Below are 21,096 nucleotides of genomic sequence, written 5' to 3' on the forward strand. Positions count from 1 at the left end.
GGCACCCTGACGAGTGACCCACTCTCCTGCAATCGGGTGCAATTGTAAACACGATGCACGAAAGCGTGACCATGCCCTTTGTTTCAGCGTTTTGACCCGATGGGATAATCCCTAGTTAACGTCGATCGCGTCAGGCGATCACCTTCAACACTCAGGGGACCCCATGATCTTGGTTACCGGCGGTGCCGGCTTCATTGGCGCCAACTTCGTACTCGACTGGATCGCGAACAGCGACGAGCCCGTCGTTAATCTCGACAAGCTGACCTACGCCGGCAACCTCGAGACCCTCGCGTCTCTCAAAGGCAACCCCAAGCACATCTTCGTGCAGGGCGACATCGGCGACAGCGCCCTGATCGACCGCCTGCTCGCCGAGCACAAGCCCCGCGCCGTGGTCAACTTCGCCGCCGAGTCGCACGTGGACCGCTCGATCCACGGCCCCGAGGACTTCGTGCAGACCAACGTGCTCGGCACCTTCCGGCTGCTCGAATCGGTGCGCGGTTTCTGGGGCGCGCTGCCGGCCGAGCAGAAGTCGGCCTTCCGCTTCCTGCACGTCTCAACCGACGAGGTCTACGGCTCGCTCTCCAAGACCGACCCAGCCTTCACCGAAGAAAACAAGTACGAGCCCAACAGCCCCTATTCGGCCAGCAAGGCCGCCAGCGACCACCTCGTGCGCGCCTGGCACCACACGTACGGCCTGCCGGTGCTCACCACCAACTGCTCGAACAACTACGGCCCGTTCCATTTCCCCGAGAAGCTGATCCCGCTGATGATCGTCAACGCGCTGGCCGGCAAGAACCTGCCCGTGTACGGCGACGGCATGCAGGTGCGCGACTGGCTCTACGTGAAGGACCACTGCAGCGCCATCCGCCGCGTGCTCGAAGCCGGCAAGCTCGGCGAGACCTACAACGTGGGCGGCTGGAACGAGAAGCCGAACATCGAGATCGTCAACACCGTGTGCGCCCTGCTCGACGAACTGCGCCCCCGCGCCGACGGCAAGCCGTACAAGGAACAGATCACCTACGTCACCGACCGTCCCGGTCACGACCGCCGCTACGCCATCGACGCGCGCAAGCTCGAGCGCGAACTCGGCTGGAAGCCCGCCGAAACCTTCGACACCGGCATCCGCAAGACCGTCGAGTGGTATCTCGCGAACAGCGAATGGGTGCGCAACGTGCAAAGCGGCGCGTACCGCGAATGGGTCGAGAAGCAGTACGACAACAACGCGAAGGCCGCGGCATGAAGCTGCTGCTGCTGGGCAAGGGCGGACAGGTCGGCTGGGAATTGCAGCGCAGCCTGGCGCCGCTCGGTGAACTGGTCGCGCTCGACTTCGACAGCACCGATTTCCACGCCGACTTCAGCCGGCCCGAGGAACTCGCCGACACGGTGCTCAAGGTGCGCCCCGACGTGATCGTCAATGCAGCGGCACACACCGCCGTCGACAAGGCCGAGAGCGAACCTGAGTTAGTGCGCAGGCTCAACGCCACGTCGCCCGGCGTCGTGGCCGAGGCGGCCCAGAATATCGGCGCGCTGATGGTGCACTACTCGACCGACTACGTCTTCGACGGCAGCGGCACCACGCCGTGGAAGGAAGGCGATGCGACCGGCCCGCTCAGCGTCTACGGCAGCACCAAGCTCGAAGGCGAACAACTGGTGGCCCGGCACTGCGCCAGGCACCTGATCTTCCGCACCAGCTGGGTGTACGCCGCGCGCGGCGGCAACTTCGCCAAGACCATGCTGCGCTTGGCGAAGGAGCGCGAGAAGCTGACTGTCATCGACGACCAGTTCGGTGCGCCCACCGGCGCGGAGCTATTGGCCGACGTCACGGCGCACGCCATCCGCGCGACGCTGCAGGATCCCTCCAAGGTCGGCCTCTATCACGCGATCGCCGGCGGCGAAACGACGTGGTACGGCTACGCGCGTTTCGTGCTCGAAATGGCGCAGCAGGCCGGCGTCGAACTCAAGGCCGGGCCCGACGCCGTCGAGGCCGTGCCGACCAGCGCATTCCCGACGCCCGCGAAGCGCCCGCACAACTCGCGCCTCGACACCAGCAAGCTGCAGACCACGTTCGGCCTGCGCCTGCCCCCATGGCAGGAAGGCGTCGCGCGCATGCTGCGCGAGATCCTTTGAAGAATCCCACGAGAAGAAAGAGCATGACCAAGACGACGCAACGCAAGGGCATCATCCTGGCCGGCGGTTCGGGCACGCGCCTGCATCCGGCCACGCTGGCGATGAGCAAGCAACTCTTGCCCGTGTACGACAAGCCGATGATCTATTACCCGCTCAGCACGCTCATGCTGGGTGGCATGCGAGACATCCTGATCATCAGCACCCCGCAGGACACGCCGCGCTTCCAGCAACTGCTGGGGGATGGCAGCCAGTGGGGCATCAATCTGCAGTATGCGGTGCAGCCGAGTCCCGACGGTTTGGCGCAGGCGTTCATCATCGGCGAAACTTTCCTGGGTGACTCGCCTAGTGCGCTCGTGTTGGGTGACAACATCTTCTATGGTCACGATCTGGCCACACTGCTGCATAACGCGGACAACAAGGCCGAAGGTGCCACGGTCTTTGCCTACCATGTGCATGACCCGGAGCGCTATGGGGTTGTCGCTTTCGATGCGCAAGGCAAGGCCAGCAGCATTGAGGAGAAACCGGCGGAGCCCAAGAGCAGCTACGCCGTCACCGGCTTGTACTTCTACGACAACCAGGTCGTCGATATCGCCAAAGCCGTGAAGCCAAGCGCGCGCGGAGAGCTGGAGATTACGGCTGTGAATGAAACGTACCTTCACAGGAACGCGCTCAGCGTGCAGATCATGCAGCGTGGCTACGCCTGGCTCGACACCGGCACGCACGAGAGTCTGCTCGAAGCGGGGCAGTTCATCGCCACGCTGGAGCATCGGCAGGGTTTGAAGATCGCGTGCCCGGAAGAGATCGCGTGGCGAGCCGGCTGGATCGATGCTGCCCAGGTCGAAAAGCTGGCGGAACCGCTGCGCAAGAACGGCTATGGCCAGTATCTGCAACGAATGCTCAAGGAAGGGGCGGTGCGATGAAGGTTACGCCAACGGCCATTCCCAACGTTCTGATCCTCGAGCCGAAGGTGTTCGGTGATGAGCGGGGATTTTTCATGGAGAGCTTCAACCAGCGAGCCTTCGATGAGGCCGTGGGTTATCACGTCGATTTCGTGCAGGACAATCATTCGCGCTCCGGCAAGGGCGTCTTGCGGGGGTTGCACTATCAGATCCAACAGCCCCAGGGCAAGCTGGTGCGAGTGGTTCGTGGTGCGGTGTTCGATGTGGCCGTGGATATCCGTCGATCCTCTCCCACCTTCGGGCAATGGGTCGGTGTCGAATTGACGGAAAGCAATCACCGGCAATTGTGGGTGCCCGCAGGGTTCGCGCACGGATTCATGGTCGTGAGCGACACGGCTGACTTTCTGTATAAGACTACCGACTACTACGCGCCTGCGCATGAGCGATGCATCTTGTGGAGCGACACCTCTCTTGATATCGAGTGGCCGAATATTGGACAGGTCCCTGCTCTTTCGGCCAAGGATAGCGCCGGGTTGCCGATGAAGCAGGCGGAATTTTTCGAATAGAAGACGCGCGTCGCGGATTGGTTTTTCCGCTGCGGCCAAAGGGGTAGTCAAGGCCTTCGGATCTGCCTGCTACTCAATATTTTCATAACTTGTACCCGGATTTTTATGCCTTCATTCTTTCCAGAACACCAGATAAAAGATGCTGGACTGTACGCAGACGCGTATTTCGAAAGAATCGCGGCTGCAGCCAAGACCGTGGATCGTGGCGCGCTTGCGGCCGCCGGGCGTCTTCTTGCAGAACGCGCTGCCCAGGGACGGATGATCTTTTCATGCGGGAATGGAGGGTCGGCAGCCATCTCCAATCACCTAGTCTGCGACTGCATGAAAGGTGTTCGCAGCAATAGCTGGTTGAAGCCAAAGGTGAATAGCCTCTCGTCCGCTGTCGAACTGATTACCGCGATCGTCAACGATATTGGCCCCGATGAGATGTTCTCGTTCCAGCTGACGTCGATGGCCTCCGAGGGAGACGTCCTCATCGCAATCAGTTCATCCGGGGCTTCGCCCAACATCGTCAAGGCTCTCAACACAGCGCGCGAGATGAAGATGGCAACGATTGCCATGACAGGATTTTCTGGTGGCGATTCTGCTCGTCTCGCCGATGTCAGTCTTCACGTTGATGCGGAGAATTACGGTGTCATTGAGGATGTGCATCAGTCGCTGATGCACATCCTTGCGCAATACCTTCGCCAGAGCCATCTGACAGATCCCTCCCTGCTGGGAACGCTCAAGTTCTAGCATCTGACATGCCGACCTGGGCAGGCAACTTCTAGCTCAAGGTCTGCTGTCTTCAAAGGCCTTTCTATTTTGAGATTCCAATGAAATTGCACCTGATCACCGGTGGCGCTGGTTTTGTCGCTGTCAACCTGACACGCCGTCTGCTTGGAGAAGGTGGCGCTGTTTTGGCTCTGGATGATCTGTCACGTGGACGGCGTGAGTTAGTGGCGGAATTCGACAACCATACTTGTTTCAGCTTTCGGCAAGTGGACTGTTCCGATCTGGATGCCTTGTCCGCGGCGATCGAAGAGGCCGGTGCGCCTGTTGCTCATGTCTGGCATCTGGCCGCCAATTCGGATATCCCGGCAGGGGTGGCCGATCCACGCATTGACCGCGATCGCACGTTTCAGACCACTTTTGCCGTGCTCGAAGCGATGCGCCGGCATGAAATTCCGGAAATGCACTTCGCATCGAGTTCGGCCATCTACGGCGATCTCGGCGAGCGTGAAATTCATGAGGACATCGGCCCGTTGCAGCCGATCTCCAATTACGGAGCCATGAAGCTGGCATCTGAAGCGCAGATCCGGGCAGCGGTTGAAGCTTTCCTCCCGCGCGCAGACATCTTCCGATTTCCGAACGTCATCGGTGTGCCGGCGACTCATGGTGTGATCTTCGATTTCATCCGCAAGCTGAAGGCTACCCCTGGCCAACTGCAGGTTCTCGGGGACGGTACCCAGCAGAAGGCTTATCTGCACGTCGACGACCTGATCGACGCAATGCTGCACATAAGCCGGATCGAGGGGCGCTACAACGTGTTCAACATCGGGCCAAAGGACGATGGGGTCACGGTGCGCATGATTGCGAAGACGGTGCGCGACAGAGTCTCTCCGAGAGCCGACATCATCTTTGGCGAGGGCAACCGCGGTTGGGTGGGCGATGTGCCGCGCTTCCGCTATTCGACACAGCGTCTGGCCGCCAGTGGCTGGAGCCCTCGGCTTGACTCCACGCAAGCCATGGTGCGCGCGGTCGACGAGATCGCGCGCGAGGAGCTGGCGGAGTGACACAAGCGGTCATTCTTGCGGGCGGCAAGGGCACCCGGCTGGCAGAGCGCCTGAATGGGCGGCCCAAGCCTCTCGTGGATGTCAATGGCACACCATTGCTGGAGCTTCAGGTCCGCACGCTTGCGTATCACGGGATCGATGACGTCGCTGTTCTGGTCAACCACGCGGCAGACCAGATTCAGGCCTTCTTCGAGCAGCGACAGTTTCCCAGTCGGGTGCGTCTTTTCGATGATGGCGAGCCGCGCGGAACGGCGGGCGCCCTTTTAGCATGCCTGGACGAGCTGGACGATCAATTCATCGTCGTCTATGGCGACACGCTGTTCGACATCGATATCGGGCACATGCTGGCCGCACACGAAGCATCAGGTGCGGATGCCACCCTCCTGCTGCATCCGAATGATCATCCGGCGGATTCGGACCTCGTGGAGATCGACGCATCCGGCCGGGTGCAGGCGTTTCATGGTTACCCGCATCCGGAGGGCGCCGAGTTGCGCAACCTCGTCAATGCCGCCTTCTACATTATTGAAAAGAAGGCGCTTCTGGCTTGGCGCGACTTTCCTGCGCCATGTGACTTCGCCAAAGATCTCTTTCCGGCCATGGTGCGCGCCGGAGCGCACGTCTCGGGCTATGTCAGCTTCGAGTACATCAAGGACCTGGGCACGCCCAAGCGCCTTGACAAGGTGGAAAAGCACCTCCGTTCAGGCGTTGTCAAACGGGCTAGCCGGCAGCATCAGCAGAAAGCGGTGTTTTTGGACCGGGACGGGACACTCAATGTGCTTCGTGACTATGTCCGTCGGCCTGAGGATTTCGCGCTTCTGCCTCATGCCGCCGAAGCTGTGCGTGCGCTCAACAATGCGGAGTATCGTGTTGTCGTGGTGACGAATCAGCCGGTGCTCGCGCGCGGGGAAGCCAGCTTCGGCGATTTGCAGCGTATACACAATCGGCTGGAAAGCCGGCTGGGCGATGCCGGCGCCTATGTCGATGCGATCTACTTCTGTCCGCACCACCCCGATGCTGGTTTTGCCGGCGAAGTGCCGACGCTAAAAATAGCTTGCAATTGTCGCAAGCCTCAGCCCGGCATGATGCACGAGGCGATGACCGCCATGAACATCCAAGCCGCCGACTCCTGGATGATCGGTGACAGCTCCGCCGACATGCTGGCGGCCCGGCGAGCCGGGCTGCGTTCGGTTCTGGTGGAAACCGGAGAAGCAGGACGCGATAACAAATTCGCAGCCGTGCCGGACTTTCGTTTTGCACACATCGGCGCAGCCGCACATTTCATCGTTCATACATATTCGCTGCTTGTTGCTGCCGTCAATGAGTGGCTACTGAAAGTTCAGCCTGGCGATCTAGTGCTGGTCGGCGGCTTGGCGCGTACTGGGAAATCGACCATTGCTAGTGTGCTGAAGTCCGAGCTAGTGGCTCGCAAACTGGATGCTCAAGTGCTATCGCTCGATCGCTGGTTGCGGCCTGCTGCCGAACGAACGGCAGGCGTGCTGGGGCGCTATGCCCTGGAAGATGCGCAAAGAGATCTCAAGGACTGGCTCTCCGGCGGTGCACTTGATGCTGACATGCCGTCCTACGATCGAACGCTTCGAGCTCGGGGCATGCCCGAGCGCACGGTGCTGGCGCAAAAAGCTGTTCTGATTCTGGAGGGGGTTCCCGCGCTGCTCGCTAATTGGCGTGGCGAGCGGCGGATCTGGCGCCTCCATATAGAAGCGGCCGAGGCACCACGACGCGTTCGCATCGAGGCCGACCTTATCGGACGTCGTCTAGCTGATGAACAAGGAGCGGCGCAAACCTACGAGCAGCGACAGCAAGACGAGGCGCCATTGGTGACCGCTGCACGGACTACGGCTGACGGCATTCTTGATTTCGATTCCATTTTCAAACTGACACCCCATGATCATTAGCCGGACACCATTGCGGATGAGCTTTGTTGGAGGCGGAAGCGATCTGCCCAGCTTTTACCGGCAGCACGGCGGGGCGGTGCTTTCGACCGCCGTGGACAAATATGTCTATGTAAGCGTCAACAAGAAATTTGATGGAGGAATCAGGCTTGCGTATTCCAAGACTGAAGAAGTCGACCATGTCGAGAAGATCGAACACCGCCTAGTTCGTGCGACGCTTCAAATGCTGGGGATTCAAGGAGGGATTGAAGTCACCAGTACCGCCGATATTCCATCGCACGGTACCGGCTTAGGGTCGTCCAGCGCCTTTACTGTCGGTTTGATAAACGTCCTTTCAGCCTATTTAGGTCGGCACGTCTCGGCGGAGCACTTGGGGCGATTGAGTTGTGAGATTGAAATAGACCGATGCGGTGAGCCGATAGGAAAACAGGATCAGTATGCGTCGGCGTATGGTGGACTGAGTCTCATCGAATTTAATCCAGACGACAGCGTTTTGGTGACGCCGCTCGTGTTGCAGCGAAAGATCCGAGACGCTATCGAAAGCAGTATTCTTGTTTTTTACACCGGCATTGCGCGCAGTGCTTCTGGCATTTTGAGAGAACAATCGTCCAATGTGGCCGACAGTGCAGGCAAGCAGAAAATGCTGAATCGCATGGTCGAATTGGTTTATGAGCTACGCAATGAGCTGCAGGGTGGCCATTTGGACTCGATGGGCGAAATTCTCGATGAGAACTGGCGGCTAAAAAAGCAATTAGCTTCAGGTATTACCAGTGCCGCCATTGACGACTGGTATGCGAAGGCCAAAGCGAATGGCGCGCTCGGCGGTAAACTGCTGGGCGCTGGCGCAGGTGGTTTTTTGATGTTTTATGCGTCCCCCGAACGTCATGATGCTATTGAGGCTGCACTTGGTTTGCGTCGAATACATTTTGGATTTGAGCCTTTGGGAAGCCGGGTAATCTTCTATAACCCGACCGACCTATAGTCCAAGTACTACCTGCTTCTCGCTTGCATCCACCTGCGTGAAACCATTACCTTGAATTAGAAAATAAAATTGCCCATGCATCCGCCCCGCGTATCAGTCGTCATTCCAACGCGAAATTCCGAGAAATATCTGAGAGAGGCGCTGGAGAGTATTCTGGCGCAGACCTTTACGAATTTTGAAGTGTTGATTGTTGATGACAACTCGACAGATGGTACTTTAGACATCATCCGCAGCTATGCGGATCCCCGTATTGCAGTGTTAAAGGGGCCGGGCAAGGGGCTTGCGGCGGCGCTAAATTTCGCTTATCGCCAAGCTCGAGGCGAGTTCATCGCGCGAATGGATGCGGATGACATTGCGGAAGCGACAAGGCTTGGTAAGCAGGTGGCGTTCCTCGACGAGCATCTCGATGTGGGCGTTTGTGGTACCAAGTTCCAGCAGTTCATGGATGGTGACGCCATTCACCATCACATGGAGAATGTCCGCTACACCGATATGCTTATGGGGTGCTATATCGGTCATCCCACAGCAATGCTGAGGCGCCAACTTTTCATTGAAAACAATCTTTTCTATGACGAGTCAATGCGATTTAGCGAGGACTATGATTTATGGACGCGTGCCATTCGCGTCATGAAGCTTGGAAACGTCCAAGAAATCTTGCTTCGCTATCGTCGGCACACTGAAAGTGTGTCAATTGCTCATATGGACGAAATGCACCGACTGGATATCGGTGTCAAACTTCGAATGATCGGCTATCTGGTGGGAGACCTGTCTCCTGCCGATATTGAACAGGTCACGGCAATGTTGGGGGGCAAGTCCGCCAATGAGGTCGCCAGGCTCGATATGCTGGCGAAGTTGATGGCGTCCATCAAATACCCTGATCTTTGCTCGCCCCTTGAACTGGCCTCTGTGTTTCATCGGATCAAGCCGTTAGCCAAAGATGACTTCATTCGTTTGTGCAAAGACGTCATCGCAGAGATTCCAGTTTTCATCATCTCATTCAATCATTTGACTTATTTGCAGAGGAGTATTGCGTATTTTGAAAGGGCGGGATTTAAAAATATCCATGTAATCGACAATGCCTCATCGTATCCGCAGCTTGTTGAGTATCTGCGCGCCTCTCCGCACAAGGTGCATTACATGGGGGTAAATTACAAGCACACAGTGTTGTTTGACTCCTTGAAATTCAAGAAGCTTGTCGATTCTAGTTACTTCATATTGACAGATCCAGACGTTTTGCCCGTCGAGGAATGTCCGTTTGATTTTCTATACGCATTCTTTGACGTCTTGCTGAGTTATCCAGAGAAAAATAAAATCGGATTCTCTCTCAAGCTTGATGATTTGCCTGATCATTATGAGTTGAAGGAAAATGTTCTTGAATGGGAGGGGCGATTTTATGAGAAGTCAAAGGCTCACGGCTCTTTGACAATCTATGACGCACCGGTGGATACGACATTTGCAGTGTATCGACCTCGAAAAGAATGGCGTACATCCGATTTCTTTTCGGCCTTTCGAATGGGTTACCCCTATGAGGCGAGGCATTTGCCGTGGTATCGAGATCTTTCTAAACTCACGAGTGAAGAAATTTATTATCGCAGCCTTGATCAGGGGAGTAGCAACTGGAATGGCACAATGAGTGCCGAACAGCTCCACAAAAAATACGGCACGGGCGCTGCATCGGATGCAAATAACGCATCCGAAAATGCCGCAGATGTCGATTCAGGTGAAGTAAAAAATTCGGATCCGCGAGCCGCGCTGCGAGGCACATTTGGTGATACCTTTCAGCGGCGCCGCATCGGTGAGTTGCGAGGGTATTTTCTCAACGGTCGCTGGCCGTTGCTCAATTTGCAAACGGTCCCTGGTGAAAGCATTTGCACCACGCTTTATGTATTTGGAAAATTGCCCCTGATGAGCAAAACTACAGATCATCGACATCATACATACCGAGTGTTTGGTGTTTTTCCAGTTTGGAAAGAAGATAAAAAGGATGTTGAATGAAGCGTTTGTGTCTTTTTGCGGGGTACAGTCCTTCTAATCAGATTGATGATTATGTGGTTCACTACCTTCGTGAGCTCGCTAGATTTTCTGATGTCTATTATCAGGCCGCAAATCAAGTTGAAGAGAATGAGCTCGCAAAGCTGGACGCCATCACTCACGGGCGATGGGCGCAGACGCATCAAAAATATGACTTCGGGTCATGGCAGAAGTTGATTTTTCGGCTTGGCTGGCAGGAGATAGAGAAATATGATGCTGTAATTTTGGCGAATGACAGTAATTATGGTCCGGTTCGGGATTTGGCGGAAATATTTGATCGCATGGATTCTGTAGGCCTAGATGCGTGGGGAATTACAGAGAATTATGGGGGTGCTCGGCATCTGCAGAGTTACTTCTTGACGCTCAATAAACGTGTTATCGAGAGTGTGGTTTTTCGAGACTTTATCGAATCCATTGCGATTGAAGAATCAAAGAAAAAGATATGTGAAAAATATGAGATAGGCCTCAGCAGGTTGCTGGCCGAAAATGGATTCTCCTTTGCACCACTAGTTGACAGGTCTACTCTCGACGTCCCGTTCGGAGAAGATATTTCAACTTATCAGAACACGCTTCTTCAGAAAGGCTCGCCATTTCTGAAGCGAAAGGTATTTGGAGTCCGTGACTTTGCTAATGAAGACCTGGCGTCGACACGGGCGCTGCTGGAGGAACGAGGGTATCCGCTCGACTGGATTGCCCTTCCGGCGGAGGTGCGAGCGCCGGCGGACGAGCGCGGAGAGGGCGCCGTCCAGAAGCAGTCGGAAGCGATTGTGAAGAGCGCGGTGCAATTTCACTCGCAAGAGAGATCGCCGTCTGCACCGCCACTGTCAATTCGTTCTGTGATCAAGCGGATACTGCGACCGCTCTACCAGCCATTCAAGTTGAGGGTGGTCGACAAGCTGGCAGGCATCGAGCACAAGCTAGAGGGCGTGGAGCATAGGGTCGGCCATCTCGCGGAGAAGGCCGTCAAGATTGATGATGATGTCGGTACCCTGAGGAGCTTGGTTGATGGCGTACCCACCTTCGTTGTCGATCTTCGCGCGCAGGTATCAGGCTTGGCTCGAGGGGTGCGCGACACTGCTGCGCAACTTTCTGCACTCCAAGCTCAAACGGCGACGCTCTCTCAGAGTTCGACGATGCGCCTGAGTGATATCCAGACCTCCGTCGCGGAGTTGCACGGCCATCTGGATTGGGTGCAACGGGATATCTTGATTGCGCTGATGTCGAGCATCGATCTCGAGAGCATGAAGGGTTTTAAGTGCGTTACGGACTATCCCGTAGCCTACGATAGCCCGGATCACATTCATCCTGTCGGAACCGTTCTCGATCACACACGGCATCCGCGTTTTATCCGCGCGTGCGAGGATTTCTTTGGTTCTGGCAAGCAGTTATCGTTCTTGGACATCGGTTGCTCAGCAGGGGGGATGGTGCTCGATGCAGTCCTCCGGGGCCATATTGGCGTTGGCCTTGAGGGAAGCGACATCTCTAGGCTGCAACAACGTGCCGAATGGCGACTTCTTCGCGATTCTCTCTTCACGTGCGATGTGACTCGCCCTTTTGAGCTTGGCCGCGGCGATGCCGGAGCATTTAAGTTCGATGTGGTTTCGGCCTGGGAGGTGCTCGAGCATCTAACGGCCGAAGGAGTAGAGGGCATGTTTGCGAATCTTGAGCGTCATACGCATCCGGGAAGCATCTTCGCCTGTTCAATCTCTCAGGTGGATGGTGGCTTCACGGAAGATGGTACCCCCTTGCATCAAACCTTAGAGCCGCTGCCTTGGTGGCAAGAGCGGGCATCGAAATATGGCTTCGATGTGCTGGATTCCGAGGCGTTTCTGCCGCTAGACTTCGCTCGCGGTAATGGCAATTCCAGCGTTTACTATCGCCCGGCGCACAGCTACCAAGAAAAGGAAGGCGATTGCTTCCTCGTTGTCTTTCAGCGGCGATGAGCTAACACCGCGGGCAGTAGCCGCATGAGCTGCTTGCATCGACCATGTGGAGATTGTGGGGGAGTCGGTATGGCTGAATTGCTCGTTCATGGTTTGTTACCATAGATTGCGACCGTCGCAGGTGTTTCGGCACACTCAGGTGTGCAGTCCACGGTACCGGCGACAGGCCTTTCTTCTGCCAATACGCGCGATCATGATGTCTAGTCTAGACGCGAGTTCGTGCGCTTGAGCCACGAAGAAGGTCTGCAAGTCGTCGTAAGGGTCGAGTAACTGTCCAAGAGTGCGAAGCAAGAAGGCTGTTCAGGCGGAAATGCAGGTCTTCAATTTCGCGATAGGCCTTCGATTTATCGTCCGCAAGTTGCTCCATCTCAGCCCGGGCCATAGTTTGGGCCTTTTTCAAGTTCTCGATCTCTTCAGCGGAATCTGCTTTGGCCTTTTGCAGAGCAATAATTCGTTCTTGTGGGCTAGTTTGCTCGATGAAAGTTTTCTCTTGAGTATTTGATTCCCATCCCTTGCGAAGCACGGCCGTGAATTCCTGAGTGCCAAATCGCGTGTGATAGACGCGCTCGACTGCAAAATCTGTCAGTCCGACTTCGTATAGAAAGGTCATGATTCGAAAGAATGACGTGGGAGTGAACTGCCATGCGTGGACATCGTGATAGGCATCGTCACTCGGTAGTTTTTCAAAAAGGTCGTTCTTTGCGCTCTTGAGGGCCTGATATCGCTGTGGCCCGTGATCGGTTGCCCAATGGCGGTCTGCGTCGTTGTGGGCACCGTGCAGCCTTTGCGCGATAAAGCTTCTTGGATGGTGAAACCTATGTTGCGCGTGATAGGCGACGAGTATGTCGCTGATTCCTGTTGCTGGGATATAGTGATCGAAGCAGTAGCGCTTGTCAGGGCACGCGATGTAGTAGCGTCCACCATCCTTCATCACGCTGGAGACGCCCTGAAAGTGGCGAATCAGGTTTGGTTGATGCTCGATGCAGTGTCCACTGAATACTGCAGAAAACTGTCGATCCACCATGTCGAACCCCCCGCTCGGGGCAACGTAGTGGATTTGCGGGACGTTCGATGTGTGGTGTCCGGCTTCCTTCACGGCCTCGATTAACTCTTCTGTGGTCAAAACGTCCATGTATCGCACGTTTTCTCCGACGACAGAGGGAGCGTGAAAAGGGCCGATCTCGAGAATCGATGCTTCGTTACGCGCGAAGGACAGCAGATGCCCTCGCTCAGACCCTGGGCTTCCAGGGTAGCCCTTCGCTATGCCTTCGTCTTGAAAGTGATGAAGCGCTTCTTGATCAGTAAGGTGAGCGAGTTCTGGGGCGTTGCCACGATAAAAGATCGGATCAAAAGGTGGGGGAAGAGTTGAGTTATGCATATGCCTTTGATTATCACAACCCGCTTGGGTAAAAGGTATCCGGACTACGTGGGCAAATTCGCGGAACGACACACCGGCGCCTGGCATCCACAGGGCTCGGTGACCTAATCACGTCCGTAACCAGTGGATCGTGGAACTCATCACAAGGCTTCCCCGTGTCGTCGCGGATAATCTACAACTACAGCGGAATCCACGATGAATATTTTTCTCGAGTCACGTGTCGAGCGATCCACCTCAGTATTTGAGGAAGAAGACAAATGAGGGTGCGCCTGCGACGGCTTCTGGCGTTCTTCAAAGAGAACGGAGTCATGGCAACGGTGCGACTCTTTCGCGCAAAGCTTGGAGCTGCGGTTGCAGGACGACCAGTGCTCAACAGAATCCCTGCGGGATCAGTGATCGCGGGGGTGTCTGGACCACCGGGAACCGTCGACGAAATTGCTCGTTTGCGGTTTCCCAATCTTCAGCCGCTCCCAACCTATCTGATTCCAAAGCCGTCGCGACCGCGCATCAGCCTCGTTACCGACAGCATCGGTAGTGGGAGCCTCTTTGGCGGTGTTGGCACTGCTTTGCTATTCGCTGCCCAGTTGGCAAATCGAAGAAACGCAACCTTACGGATCGTGACGCGGACGGAGGCGCCATCGCCGAAGAACGCTTCGCAGATCCTGAGCGCCTACGGAATCCAACTGCTCCATGAGATCCAGTTTGCCTTTGCCCCAGTTTCCAGCAGCGTTTCCGAGTCTGGATCAACCACTGCTCGTGCCATAGGTCTTGACATCGGTGCGGACGAGACATTCGTCACTACATCGTGGTGGACTACGGCCGCCGTGCTGCCTAGTGTCCCGCACACGTCGATCATCTATCTCCTTCAAGAGGACGAACGGATGTTCTACCCGTTCGGAGAAGAGCGGGTTCAATGCGAATGGATCCTGCGCTGCCAAGACATTCGGTTCGTGGTCAACACTCAACTTCTGTTCGATCACCTGGTCGCCAACGGCATGGAGCAGCTGAAACGCAATGGGCTCTGGTTCGAGCCCGCGTTTCCAAAGTCGTTGTTCCATGAGCGCCAACGAGAGCCTGGTGGCAAGAAGCGCTTGTTCTTCTATGCGCGGCCGAACAATCCACGCAATCTCTTTCATATTGGCCTGGAAGTCATCGATCGGGCAATAAACAGAGGCATCCTGGACCTTGATTGCTGGGAAATATTCTTGGTCGGCAAAGATATTCCCAAGGTGACGTTCGGCGACGGCTACTTGCCCACACAGTGCGAAGGTCTGGATTGGAAAGCGTATGCCGATCTTGCTGGAACGATCGATCTGGGGCTGTGCCTGATGTGCACGCCTCATCCCAGTTATCCCCCGTTCGACCTCGCGGCGAGCGGCTCAGTGGTAGTGACCAATAAGTTCGCGAACAAACAGGATTTGTCCAACTATTCGCAAAACATTATTTGTTCCGAACTCGAAACGGAGGCGCTTGTCGATGCGCTTGGTGCGGGTGTAGTGCTTGCGCAGGACAAAGAAGCACGTAGGCGTAATTTCGCTGCCAATGGTTTGAGCAGAGATTGGGCCCGATCGTTGGAGGGAACCCTCCAGGCACTTGTGACGGAACCCTAAATGTTCGCACTGAACATTTCCGCTATTTCTTACATCGACCCGTGGCTCCAGTCTCTCCCCGGTCGGCTGGCGACGCTTCAGCGTGCCAGAGTTCGTGTGGCCTATTTTTACGAAGAGCCCAACAACAGCACCTTCCGCTACCGCGCATACAACATGGCACAGGTGCTCAACGAGCCCGTTGGCAGCCAAGTATCCGCCAGCTATTTCTTTCTGGCAGACCGCGATCGCTTCGACGAGATCGCTGACGCAGCCGACCTGCTGGTGATCTGTCGATCACGTTATTGCCATGAGGTGAATGGCTTGATCACCAAGTTCCGGGCGCGCGGCAAACGTGTGCTGTTTGACGTCGATGACTTGGTGGTCGACCTAGACTATGCGCACCTGGTCGTGGCCACCTTAGGTCTGGACGTTACGCAAAAGGGGGTCTGGGACGACTGGTTCGCGATGATCGCCCGCATGAATCAGACGCTCAGGCTGTGCGATGGGGCCATCACGACCAACGCGTTTCTTGCACAGAAGATCGAGAATTGCTCCGGCCTGCAAGTGGCGGTCGTTCCGAACTTCATGAACAAGGAGCAGCTCGATCTCGCAGAGAGGGTTTTTGCGGCCAAGGAGCGTGTGGGCTTTTCGGGAGATGGAAAGGTCACCCTAGGATATTTCAGTGGCTCGCCGTCTCATCGACTCGACTATGCAATCGTCGAGCCTGCTCTCGCCGACGTGCTCGCTGAGAGGCCGAATGTCGAAGTGATGGTTGTCGGCTACATAGACCACGGACCCGCAATGCGCGAGTTCGGTCACCGCGTCACCCGCCAACCGTTCCATGATTACGTGAATCTGCAGCGCTTGCTGGGCACAGTGGAGTTCAACCTCATGCCGCTGCAATCCAACGCCTTCACAGACTGCAAGTCGGAGTTGAAATACTTCGAGGCAGCAAGCGTTGGAACTTTGAGCATCGCGTCACCCAGCTTCACCTACCGCCGCGCCATCAGCGATGGAGAAACTGGCTACCTGTCGAAGGCCCATGAATGGACTGAATCGATTCTTCGAGCGATCGACCAGAGTACCGAGGTCTACGCATCGATGGCCACGCGGGCGCGTGAGGATGCGCTGCGCAAATTCGGCTGGCAGCACCAGCGCGAAACCATCCTCAACGCGTTGCAGCTGGCCTGAGCCTGGTCCGTCAGCGCTCGACGATCCGTCCGTGCTCAAGGTGAATCACCCGATTGCATTCCTTGGCAATCAGCTCGGGCGAGTGAGATGCCAGCACCAGAATGCCGGACTTCGATACCACGTCCCGCATGCGCTGCTCGGCCTTTTCCGTGAAGGCCGCGTCGCCGACGGAGAGCCATTCGTCCATCAGCAGGATGTCGGCTTCGACGCTGGTCGAGATCGAGAATGCCAAGCGCATCATCATGCCGGTCGAGTAGGTGCGAACGGGCATGTTGACGTATTCGCCCAGGCCACTGAACTCGCAGATGTCGGGCGTGAGCCGATCGATCTCTTTCTTGCTCATACCCATCACGAGACCGCGAAGCATGATGTTCTCGACGCCGGTCGCGTCCATTTCGATGCCGAGGGCGGGGTCGATCAGGCTGGCCACCGTGCCCTGGCGGGTCAGCTCGCCCGAAGACGGTTCATAGACGCCCGCCAGCGTACGCAGCAGCGTGGACTTGCCTGCACCGTTGTGGCCGATCAGGCCGAGCCGGTCGCCGCTTTTCAATTCGATGTTCAGGCCGCTGAGCGCCTGCACCACAGTGACCCCTGTTTCCTTGCCGAAGCGTCCGCCGGTGACCGAAGCCGCGATCGTCTTCTTGAGGGACGCCGAGCCCGCGCCGTAGATCGGAAAGCTGACCGAAACGTTCTTGAGTGAAATGAATGCCATGGATCAGAGCCAGTAGACGACGCGGCGGCGGTATTTGACGAACAGCATGCTCGCAACGGAGAGGCACAGCACGGTCCAGAAGCCGATGCCGATCCAGCTGTGGAGATGGGCTTCGCCACCCATCAGTGGAGTGCGCAACAGGTCGAGCATCTGTGCGAAAGGATTCCACAGGACGTATTTGGCGCGACCAGGAAGGTTCTCGGGCAGCCAGAACACGGGAGTCAGGAACATCAGCATCTGCATGACGCTGGTGACGATCTGGGTCACATCGCGGTAGCGGGTGCAGATGAGTCCCAGCAACAGCCCGAGTGCGTGCGCGTTGACCACCAGGATGAGGAAAGCGGGAATGACCAGAAGAACCGACCACGAAAGCGAGATGCCGGCCCAGAGTGCCACGGGTATGTAGAGCACGATCTGGTGGGCGAACTGGATCAGGTTGCGCGCCAGAGCCCGCCACACGAACAGGCTGATCGGAAAGTAGCCTTGCTTCAGGTAGTTGGACGACCCCACGAAGGCATTGCAGGCATCGGTGACTATGGTGGAGAACAGGCCCCAGAAGATCACGCCGAGCGCGAGGTGGGGAAAGAACCTGTCCAGCTGCGTGCCGAAGAGCGATGCGTACAGCGGCCCCATGCCGCCGATCATGACGCCCATGCTCAGCGTGAGCCAGATCGGGCCGAGCATGGAGCGCCTGTAGCGCAAAACGATGTCGAACCAGGCGAGGGTCCACCAGATGTCCGTGCGGCGTGTGCCTTCCCACCAGTCGGCCCACGCGCTGCGGTGAAGGTTGGAGTGAACTTGGCTCATGTGAATCGATGCGAGACTGCGGCGGAAGTGCGCTCAGTGGCGTCTTCGTCCGAACGGTTCCGGGCTGCCACCGGCCAAGCACGAGTGTCTTGCAGGGGCGCCCGGGGCGGCCTCATTTCTTGTCCTTTGTGTGATCCGTGAGATTTTACCGGGCGAGGTGAACGGGCTATGTCTCTGACGACGCGGAGACGCCGCCACGGGGTGGCAGAAGGGAAGCGAAGATAATCGCCCGCTGGCGCACTCCGGGCCTTGCTCCTCCTTCGAGCCGGCTGTACGGCTCCCATCCCGCAAAAAGGTTCCCTCCTTGCCGCCCTGCCGGCAAGTCGTCTATGAAATCTGTATCTCGGCTCTTCGACTTCTTCCTTACCGTGCTCTGGAGAACCCCCGGTGTGGGCGGGCGGCTCCAGCGTGCTTGGCGGATGTTCCGGAAGGCGGGCTGGCGGGGCATCAAGTGGGAGCTCGGGCGGCGCGTCACGGGCTTCAACGACTATCCGCGCTGGGTTCGTGAGCATGACACGCTGACCGCGGCGGAGAGTGCCCGGCTGGCCGAGCGTGTGGCCTCCATGGCCGACAAGCCGTTGATTTCCGTGCTCATGCCCTCGTACAACCCCAACCCGGCGTGGTTGCGAGAGGCGATCGAGTCGGTGCGGGCGCAGATCTATCCGAACTGGGAGCTGTGCATCGCAGACGATGCATCGCCCTCGCAGGAGGTGCGGGCCATCCTGAAGTCCTACGCGGACAGCGACCCACGCATCAAGGTCGTGTTCCGGCCCAAGAACGGGCATATCTCCGCCTCTTCGAACAGCGCGCTCGAACTGGTCTCGGGCACGTGGATCGCCCTGATGGACCATGACGACCTGCTGCCGGCGGATGCCCTGTTCTGGGTGGCCGACTGCATCGCCAGGCATCCCGATGTGCAGTTGATCTACTCCGACGAGGACAAGATCGACGAGTCCCTGACCCGCTCGGGCCCGTACTTCAAGTGCGACTGGAACCCCGATCTTTTCCGCTCGCAGAACATGTTCAGCCACCTGGGCGTGCTTTCGACGGATCTCGTTCGCGCCGTGGGCGGCTTCCGGCTGGGGCTGGAAGGCTCGCAGGACTGGGACCTTGTCATTCGATGCATGGAACGCATCGAGCCCAGGCAGGTGCGCCACATCCCGAGGGTGCTCTACCACTGGCGCGTGCATGCAGAGAGCACCGCGAAGTCGATGGACGCCAAGCCCTATGCCGTGGTGGCCGGCGAGCGCGCGCTCAACGAGCATTTCGAGCGTACGCAGACCCGCGCGCGGGCGGAGCACATCGGCTTCGGCTACCGGGTGCACTATGCGTTGCCGGATGCGCCGCCGTTGGTGTCGCTGGTCATCCCCACGCGAAATGCCGCGGCGTCCTTGCGCAGATGCGTGGACTCGATCCTCGCGAAGACCTCCTACCCCCACTACGAGATCGTCGTGGCAGACAACGCCTCGGACGATACTGCAGCCCAGGCCTGCCTCGATACGCTGGCAAAGATGAAGAACGTGCGCGTGCTCAGGCATGCTCGGCGGCAAGGCGCGGCCGCGTTGTGCAATGCGGCGGTCGAGGGTGCAATGGGAGAGGTGGTCGCACTGATCGATGACCGCCTCGAAGTCCTGTCGCCCGAGTGGCTGGTCGAAATGGCCAGCCTGGCGTTGCAGCCCGGCGTCGGAGCGGTCGGTGCGCGCCTCATGGACCGCCGCCGGATCCTGACTCACGCCGGCATCATCCTGGGCCTGGGGGTGGACGGCATAGCCGGGTGCTCGCATCGCGGAATGCCCGCGGGGCGTGAAGGCTATGGAGGCCGCGCCGCGCTGATTCAGTCGCTCTCGGCTGTCAGCTCGGCCTGCCTGGTTATCCGCAAGGATCGTTATCTTGCGGTGGGCGGCCTCGATGGAAACCATCTGAAAGAGGCGTTTGCCGATGTTGATTTCTGCCTGCGCCTGGCAGAGGCCGGCCTGCGCACCCTTTGGACGCCTTATGCAGAGCTGCTCGACCACAGGGACGCAGCCGCGCGTGCAAGAAAGGCTGGCGAACCAGCCAGTGCCCCCTATCTGGAGGACGTGGACTACATGAAGCGCCGATGGGGGGCTGTGCTGGAGAACGACCCGGCCTACAGCCCCAACCTCATGCTCGAGCGCGAGGACTTCAGCTACGCCTGGCCCCCTCGGCTGGCTCCGGTCTGATGCCCCTCCAAGTCTCCGTCGCCCTCTGCACCCGCAACGGCGCACGCTATCTCCCCGAGCAGCTGAGCAGCATCTGCGCGCAGGAGCCGCTGCCGCAAGAGATCGTCGTGTCCGACGACGGCTCCACCGACGACACGCTGGCGGTGGTGCGCGACACCCTCGCCCAGTGCGGCGTTGCCGACCGCATCGCGCTGCGCGCGCTCAGCAACTCCCCGCCGCTGGGCGTCACGCGCAATTTCGAGCAGGCGGTGCGCGCCTGCAGCCACGACCTCATCGCGCTGTGCGACCAGGACGACGTCTGGCACCCCGGGCGGCTGGCGCGCATGGTGGCGCAGTTCGAGGCGCGGCCCGATCTGCTGCTGCTGCATACCGACGCACGCCTGGTCGACGGCGATCTGAAGTCGCTGGGCTCCACGCTCTTCCATGCGCTCGAGGTGCAGCCGGCCGAGTTGCAGGCCATTGCGGGCGGCGAGGCCTTTGGCGTGCTGCTGCGCCGCAATCTGGTGACCGGTGCGACGACGGTGTTCCGCAGGAGCCTGCTCGATGCGGCGCTGCCGTTCTCGCCCGAGTGGGTGCACGACGAGTGGCTCGCCGCTATTGCCGCTGCCACGGGCCGCATGGACGTGCTGCCCGAGCCGACCATCGACTACCGCCAGCACGGCAACAACCAGATCGGCGCGCGTCGGCTGACGCTGTCCGAGAAGGTGGCGAAGGCTTTCGTGGAGCGGGGCGACAAGCATGTGGCGCGGCTGCGGCGGGCCGAGGCGCTGTTGCAGCGGCTGCAGCAGCTCGGCGACCGGGTACGGCCGGGCTGCCTGGATGCGCAGCGCGCCAAGGTTGCGCACCAGCGGTTCAGGGCCGAGTTGCCGGCGGCGCGTCCGCTGCGCGTGCTCCCGATCCTCCTGGAGGCCGCGCGCGGCCGCTATGAACGCTTCGGCCGTGGCAAGCAGGCCATCGTGCAGGACGTTTTCGAGCGCGGCTGACC

17 protein-coding genes are annotated in these 21,096 nt (G+C 58.3%); 14 read left to right on the forward strand and 3 right to left on the reverse strand.

The annotated features are described in order from the left end of the window. The first annotated feature begins 163 nt into the window (after positions 1–163). From rfbB to ABL844_RS04130, 10 genes are all read left to right on the forward strand, one after another. Positions 164–1,240, forward strand: a complete 1,077-nt coding sequence (gene rfbB, locus ABL844_RS04085; protein WP_184634446.1) for a dTDP-glucose 4,6-dehydratase — start codon at positions 164–166, stop codon at positions 1,238–1,240. Beyond that, entirely contained in the window at positions 1,237–2,127 is an 891-nt protein-coding gene (gene rfbD, locus ABL844_RS04090; RefSeq protein ID WP_418130547.1) for a dTDP-4-dehydrorhamnose reductase, read from the forward strand. The genes rfbB and rfbD overlap by 4 nt, the downstream gene beginning before the upstream one ends. Before the next feature lie 23 nt (positions 2,128–2,150). Further along, entirely contained in the window at positions 2,151–3,047 is an 897-nt protein-coding gene (rfbA, locus tag ABL844_RS04095; protein WP_418130548.1) for a glucose-1-phosphate thymidylyltransferase RfbA, read from the forward strand. After that, complete coding sequence (rfbC, locus tag ABL844_RS04100; protein ID WP_418130549.1) at positions 3,044–3,592, forward strand: dTDP-4-dehydrorhamnose 3,5-epimerase; 549 nt, start codon at positions 3,044–3,046, stop codon at positions 3,590–3,592. Before rfbA ends, rfbC begins: the two co-directional genes overlap by 4 nt. 105 nt (positions 3,593–3,697) lie before the next feature. Beyond that, a complete protein-coding gene (locus ABL844_RS04105; RefSeq protein WP_418130550.1) occupies positions 3,698–4,327 on the forward strand; it encodes a D-sedoheptulose-7-phosphate isomerase in 630 nt (209 codons plus the stop codon). An 80-nt stretch (positions 4,328–4,407) separates the two neighbouring features. Further along, positions 4,408–5,367, forward strand: coding sequence for an SDR family NAD(P)-dependent oxidoreductase (locus ABL844_RS04110; RefSeq protein ID WP_418130551.1), 960 nt, complete (start codon positions 4,408–4,410; stop codon positions 5,365–5,367). Continuing rightward, on the forward strand, positions 5,364–7,280 hold the full coding sequence (locus ABL844_RS04115; RefSeq protein ID WP_418130552.1) for an HAD-IIIA family hydrolase: 1,917 nt from the start codon (positions 5,364–5,366) through the stop codon (positions 7,278–7,280). The genes ABL844_RS04110 and ABL844_RS04115 overlap by 4 nt, the downstream gene beginning before the upstream one ends. After that, positions 7,270–8,259: a GHMP kinase gene (locus ABL844_RS04120; protein ID WP_418130553.1), complete on the forward strand. Its 990-nt coding sequence runs from the start codon at positions 7,270–7,272 to the stop codon at positions 8,257–8,259. The genes ABL844_RS04115 and ABL844_RS04120 overlap by 11 nt, the downstream gene beginning before the upstream one ends. Positions 8,260–8,334: 75 nt before the next feature. Next, positions 8,335–10,254 carry a glycosyltransferase family 2 protein gene (locus ABL844_RS04125; protein WP_418130554.1) on the forward strand — a complete coding sequence of 640 codons (1,920 nt, stop codon included), beginning with the start codon at positions 8,335–8,337 and terminating at the stop codon, positions 10,252–10,254. Continuing rightward, positions 10,251–12,233 carry a rhamnan synthesis F family protein gene (locus tag ABL844_RS04130; RefSeq protein WP_418130555.1) on the forward strand — a complete coding sequence of 661 codons (1,983 nt, stop codon included), beginning with the start codon at positions 10,251–10,253 and terminating at the stop codon, positions 12,231–12,233. The genes ABL844_RS04125 and ABL844_RS04130 overlap by 4 nt, the downstream gene beginning before the upstream one ends. Before the next feature lie 205 nt (positions 12,234–12,438). On the opposite strand, the gene ABL844_RS04135 is transcribed toward ABL844_RS04130, so the two are convergent. Further along, positions 12,439–13,683, reverse strand: coding sequence for a hypothetical protein (locus tag ABL844_RS04135; protein ID WP_418130556.1), 1,245 nt, complete (start codon positions 13,681–13,683; stop codon positions 12,439–12,441). Positions 13,684–13,868: 185 nt separating this feature from the next. On the opposite strand from ABL844_RS04135, the gene ABL844_RS04140 reads away from it, so the two are divergent. Together ABL844_RS04140 and ABL844_RS04145 are read left to right on the forward strand one after the other, a co-directional pair. Next, positions 13,869–15,221 carry a hypothetical protein gene (locus ABL844_RS04140; RefSeq protein ID WP_418130557.1) on the forward strand — a complete coding sequence of 451 codons (1,353 nt, stop codon included), beginning with the start codon at positions 13,869–13,871 and terminating at the stop codon, positions 15,219–15,221. After that, positions 15,222–16,391: a glycosyltransferase gene (locus ABL844_RS04145; RefSeq protein ID WP_418130558.1), complete on the forward strand. Its 1,170-nt coding sequence runs from the start codon at positions 15,222–15,224 to the stop codon at positions 16,389–16,391. Between the two features lie 10 nt (positions 16,392–16,401). Here the strand turns inward: ABL844_RS04145 and ABL844_RS04150 are convergent, their stop codons facing one another. Further along, on the reverse strand, positions 16,402–17,103 hold the full coding sequence (locus ABL844_RS04150) for an ABC transporter ATP-binding protein (RefSeq protein ID WP_184634486.1): 702 nt from the start codon (positions 17,101–17,103) through the stop codon (positions 16,402–16,404). A gap of 3 nt (positions 17,104–17,106) precedes the next feature. Continuing rightward, positions 17,107–17,910, reverse strand: coding sequence for an ABC transporter permease (locus ABL844_RS04155; protein WP_418130559.1), 804 nt, complete (start codon positions 17,908–17,910; stop codon positions 17,107–17,109). Between the two features lie 329 nt (positions 17,911–18,239). Between ABL844_RS04155 and ABL844_RS04160 the strand changes: the two genes are divergently transcribed. Next, entirely contained in the window at positions 18,240–20,111 is a 1,872-nt protein-coding gene (locus ABL844_RS04160; protein WP_418130560.1) for a glycosyltransferase family 2 protein, read from the forward strand. Then, positions 20,111–21,094 carry a glycosyltransferase family 2 protein gene (locus ABL844_RS04165; protein WP_418130561.1) on the forward strand — a complete coding sequence of 328 codons (984 nt, stop codon included), beginning with the start codon at positions 20,111–20,113 and terminating at the stop codon, positions 21,092–21,094. Before ABL844_RS04160 ends, ABL844_RS04165 begins: the two co-directional genes overlap by 1 nt. The last annotated feature ends 2 nt before the right edge of the window (positions 21,095–21,096 follow it).

The organism is Variovorax sp. 278MFTsu5.1 (genome assembly GCF_048305045.1).
Lineage (GTDB): Bacteria > Pseudomonadota > Gammaproteobacteria > Burkholderiales > Burkholderiaceae_C > Variovorax > Variovorax guangxiensis.

Bases quoted from the DNA above. Each gene is read 5' to 3' on its own strand.
- ABL844_RS04105 (WP_418130550.1), top strand. From the start codon at position 3,698: ATGCCTTCATTCTTTCCAGAACACCAGATAAAAGATGCTGGACTGTAC.
- ABL844_RS04150 (WP_184634486.1), bottom strand. From the start codon at position 17,103: ATGGCATTCATTTCACTCAAGAACGTTTCGGTCAGCTTTCCGATCTAC.
- ABL844_RS04160 (WP_418130560.1), top strand. From the start codon at position 18,240: ATGAAATCTGTATCTCGGCTCTTCGACTTCTTCCTTACCGTGCTCTGG.
- ABL844_RS04155 (WP_418130559.1), bottom strand. From the start codon at position 17,910: ATGAGCCAAGTTCACTCCAACCTTCACCGCAGCGCGTGGGCCGACTGG.
- ABL844_RS04110 (WP_418130551.1), top strand. From the start codon at position 4,408: ATGAAATTGCACCTGATCACCGGTGGCGCTGGTTTTGTCGCTGTCAAC.
- rfbC (WP_418130549.1), top strand. From the start codon at position 3,044: ATGAAGGTTACGCCAACGGCCATTCCCAACGTTCTGATCCTCGAGCCG.
- ABL844_RS04125 (WP_418130554.1), top strand. From the start codon at position 8,335: ATGCATCCGCCCCGCGTATCAGTCGTCATTCCAACGCGAAATTCCGAG.
- ABL844_RS04145 (WP_418130558.1), top strand. From the start codon at position 15,222: ATGTTCGCACTGAACATTTCCGCTATTTCTTACATCGACCCGTGGCTC.
- ABL844_RS04140 (WP_418130557.1), top strand. From the start codon at position 13,869: ATGAGGGTGCGCCTGCGACGGCTTCTGGCGTTCTTCAAAGAGAACGGA.
- ABL844_RS04165 (WP_418130561.1), top strand. From the start codon at position 20,111: ATGCCCCTCCAAGTCTCCGTCGCCCTCTGCACCCGCAACGGCGCACGC.
- rfbB (WP_184634446.1), top strand. From the start codon at position 164: ATGATCTTGGTTACCGGCGGTGCCGGCTTCATTGGCGCCAACTTCGTA.
- ABL844_RS04120 (WP_418130553.1), top strand. From the start codon at position 7,270: ATGATCATTAGCCGGACACCATTGCGGATGAGCTTTGTTGGAGGCGGA.
- rfbD (WP_418130547.1), top strand. From the start codon at position 1,237: ATGAAGCTGCTGCTGCTGGGCAAGGGCGGACAGGTCGGCTGGGAATTG.
- ABL844_RS04130 (WP_418130555.1), top strand. From the start codon at position 10,251: ATGAAGCGTTTGTGTCTTTTTGCGGGGTACAGTCCTTCTAATCAGATT.
- rfbA (WP_418130548.1), top strand. From the start codon at position 2,151: ATGACCAAGACGACGCAACGCAAGGGCATCATCCTGGCCGGCGGTTCG.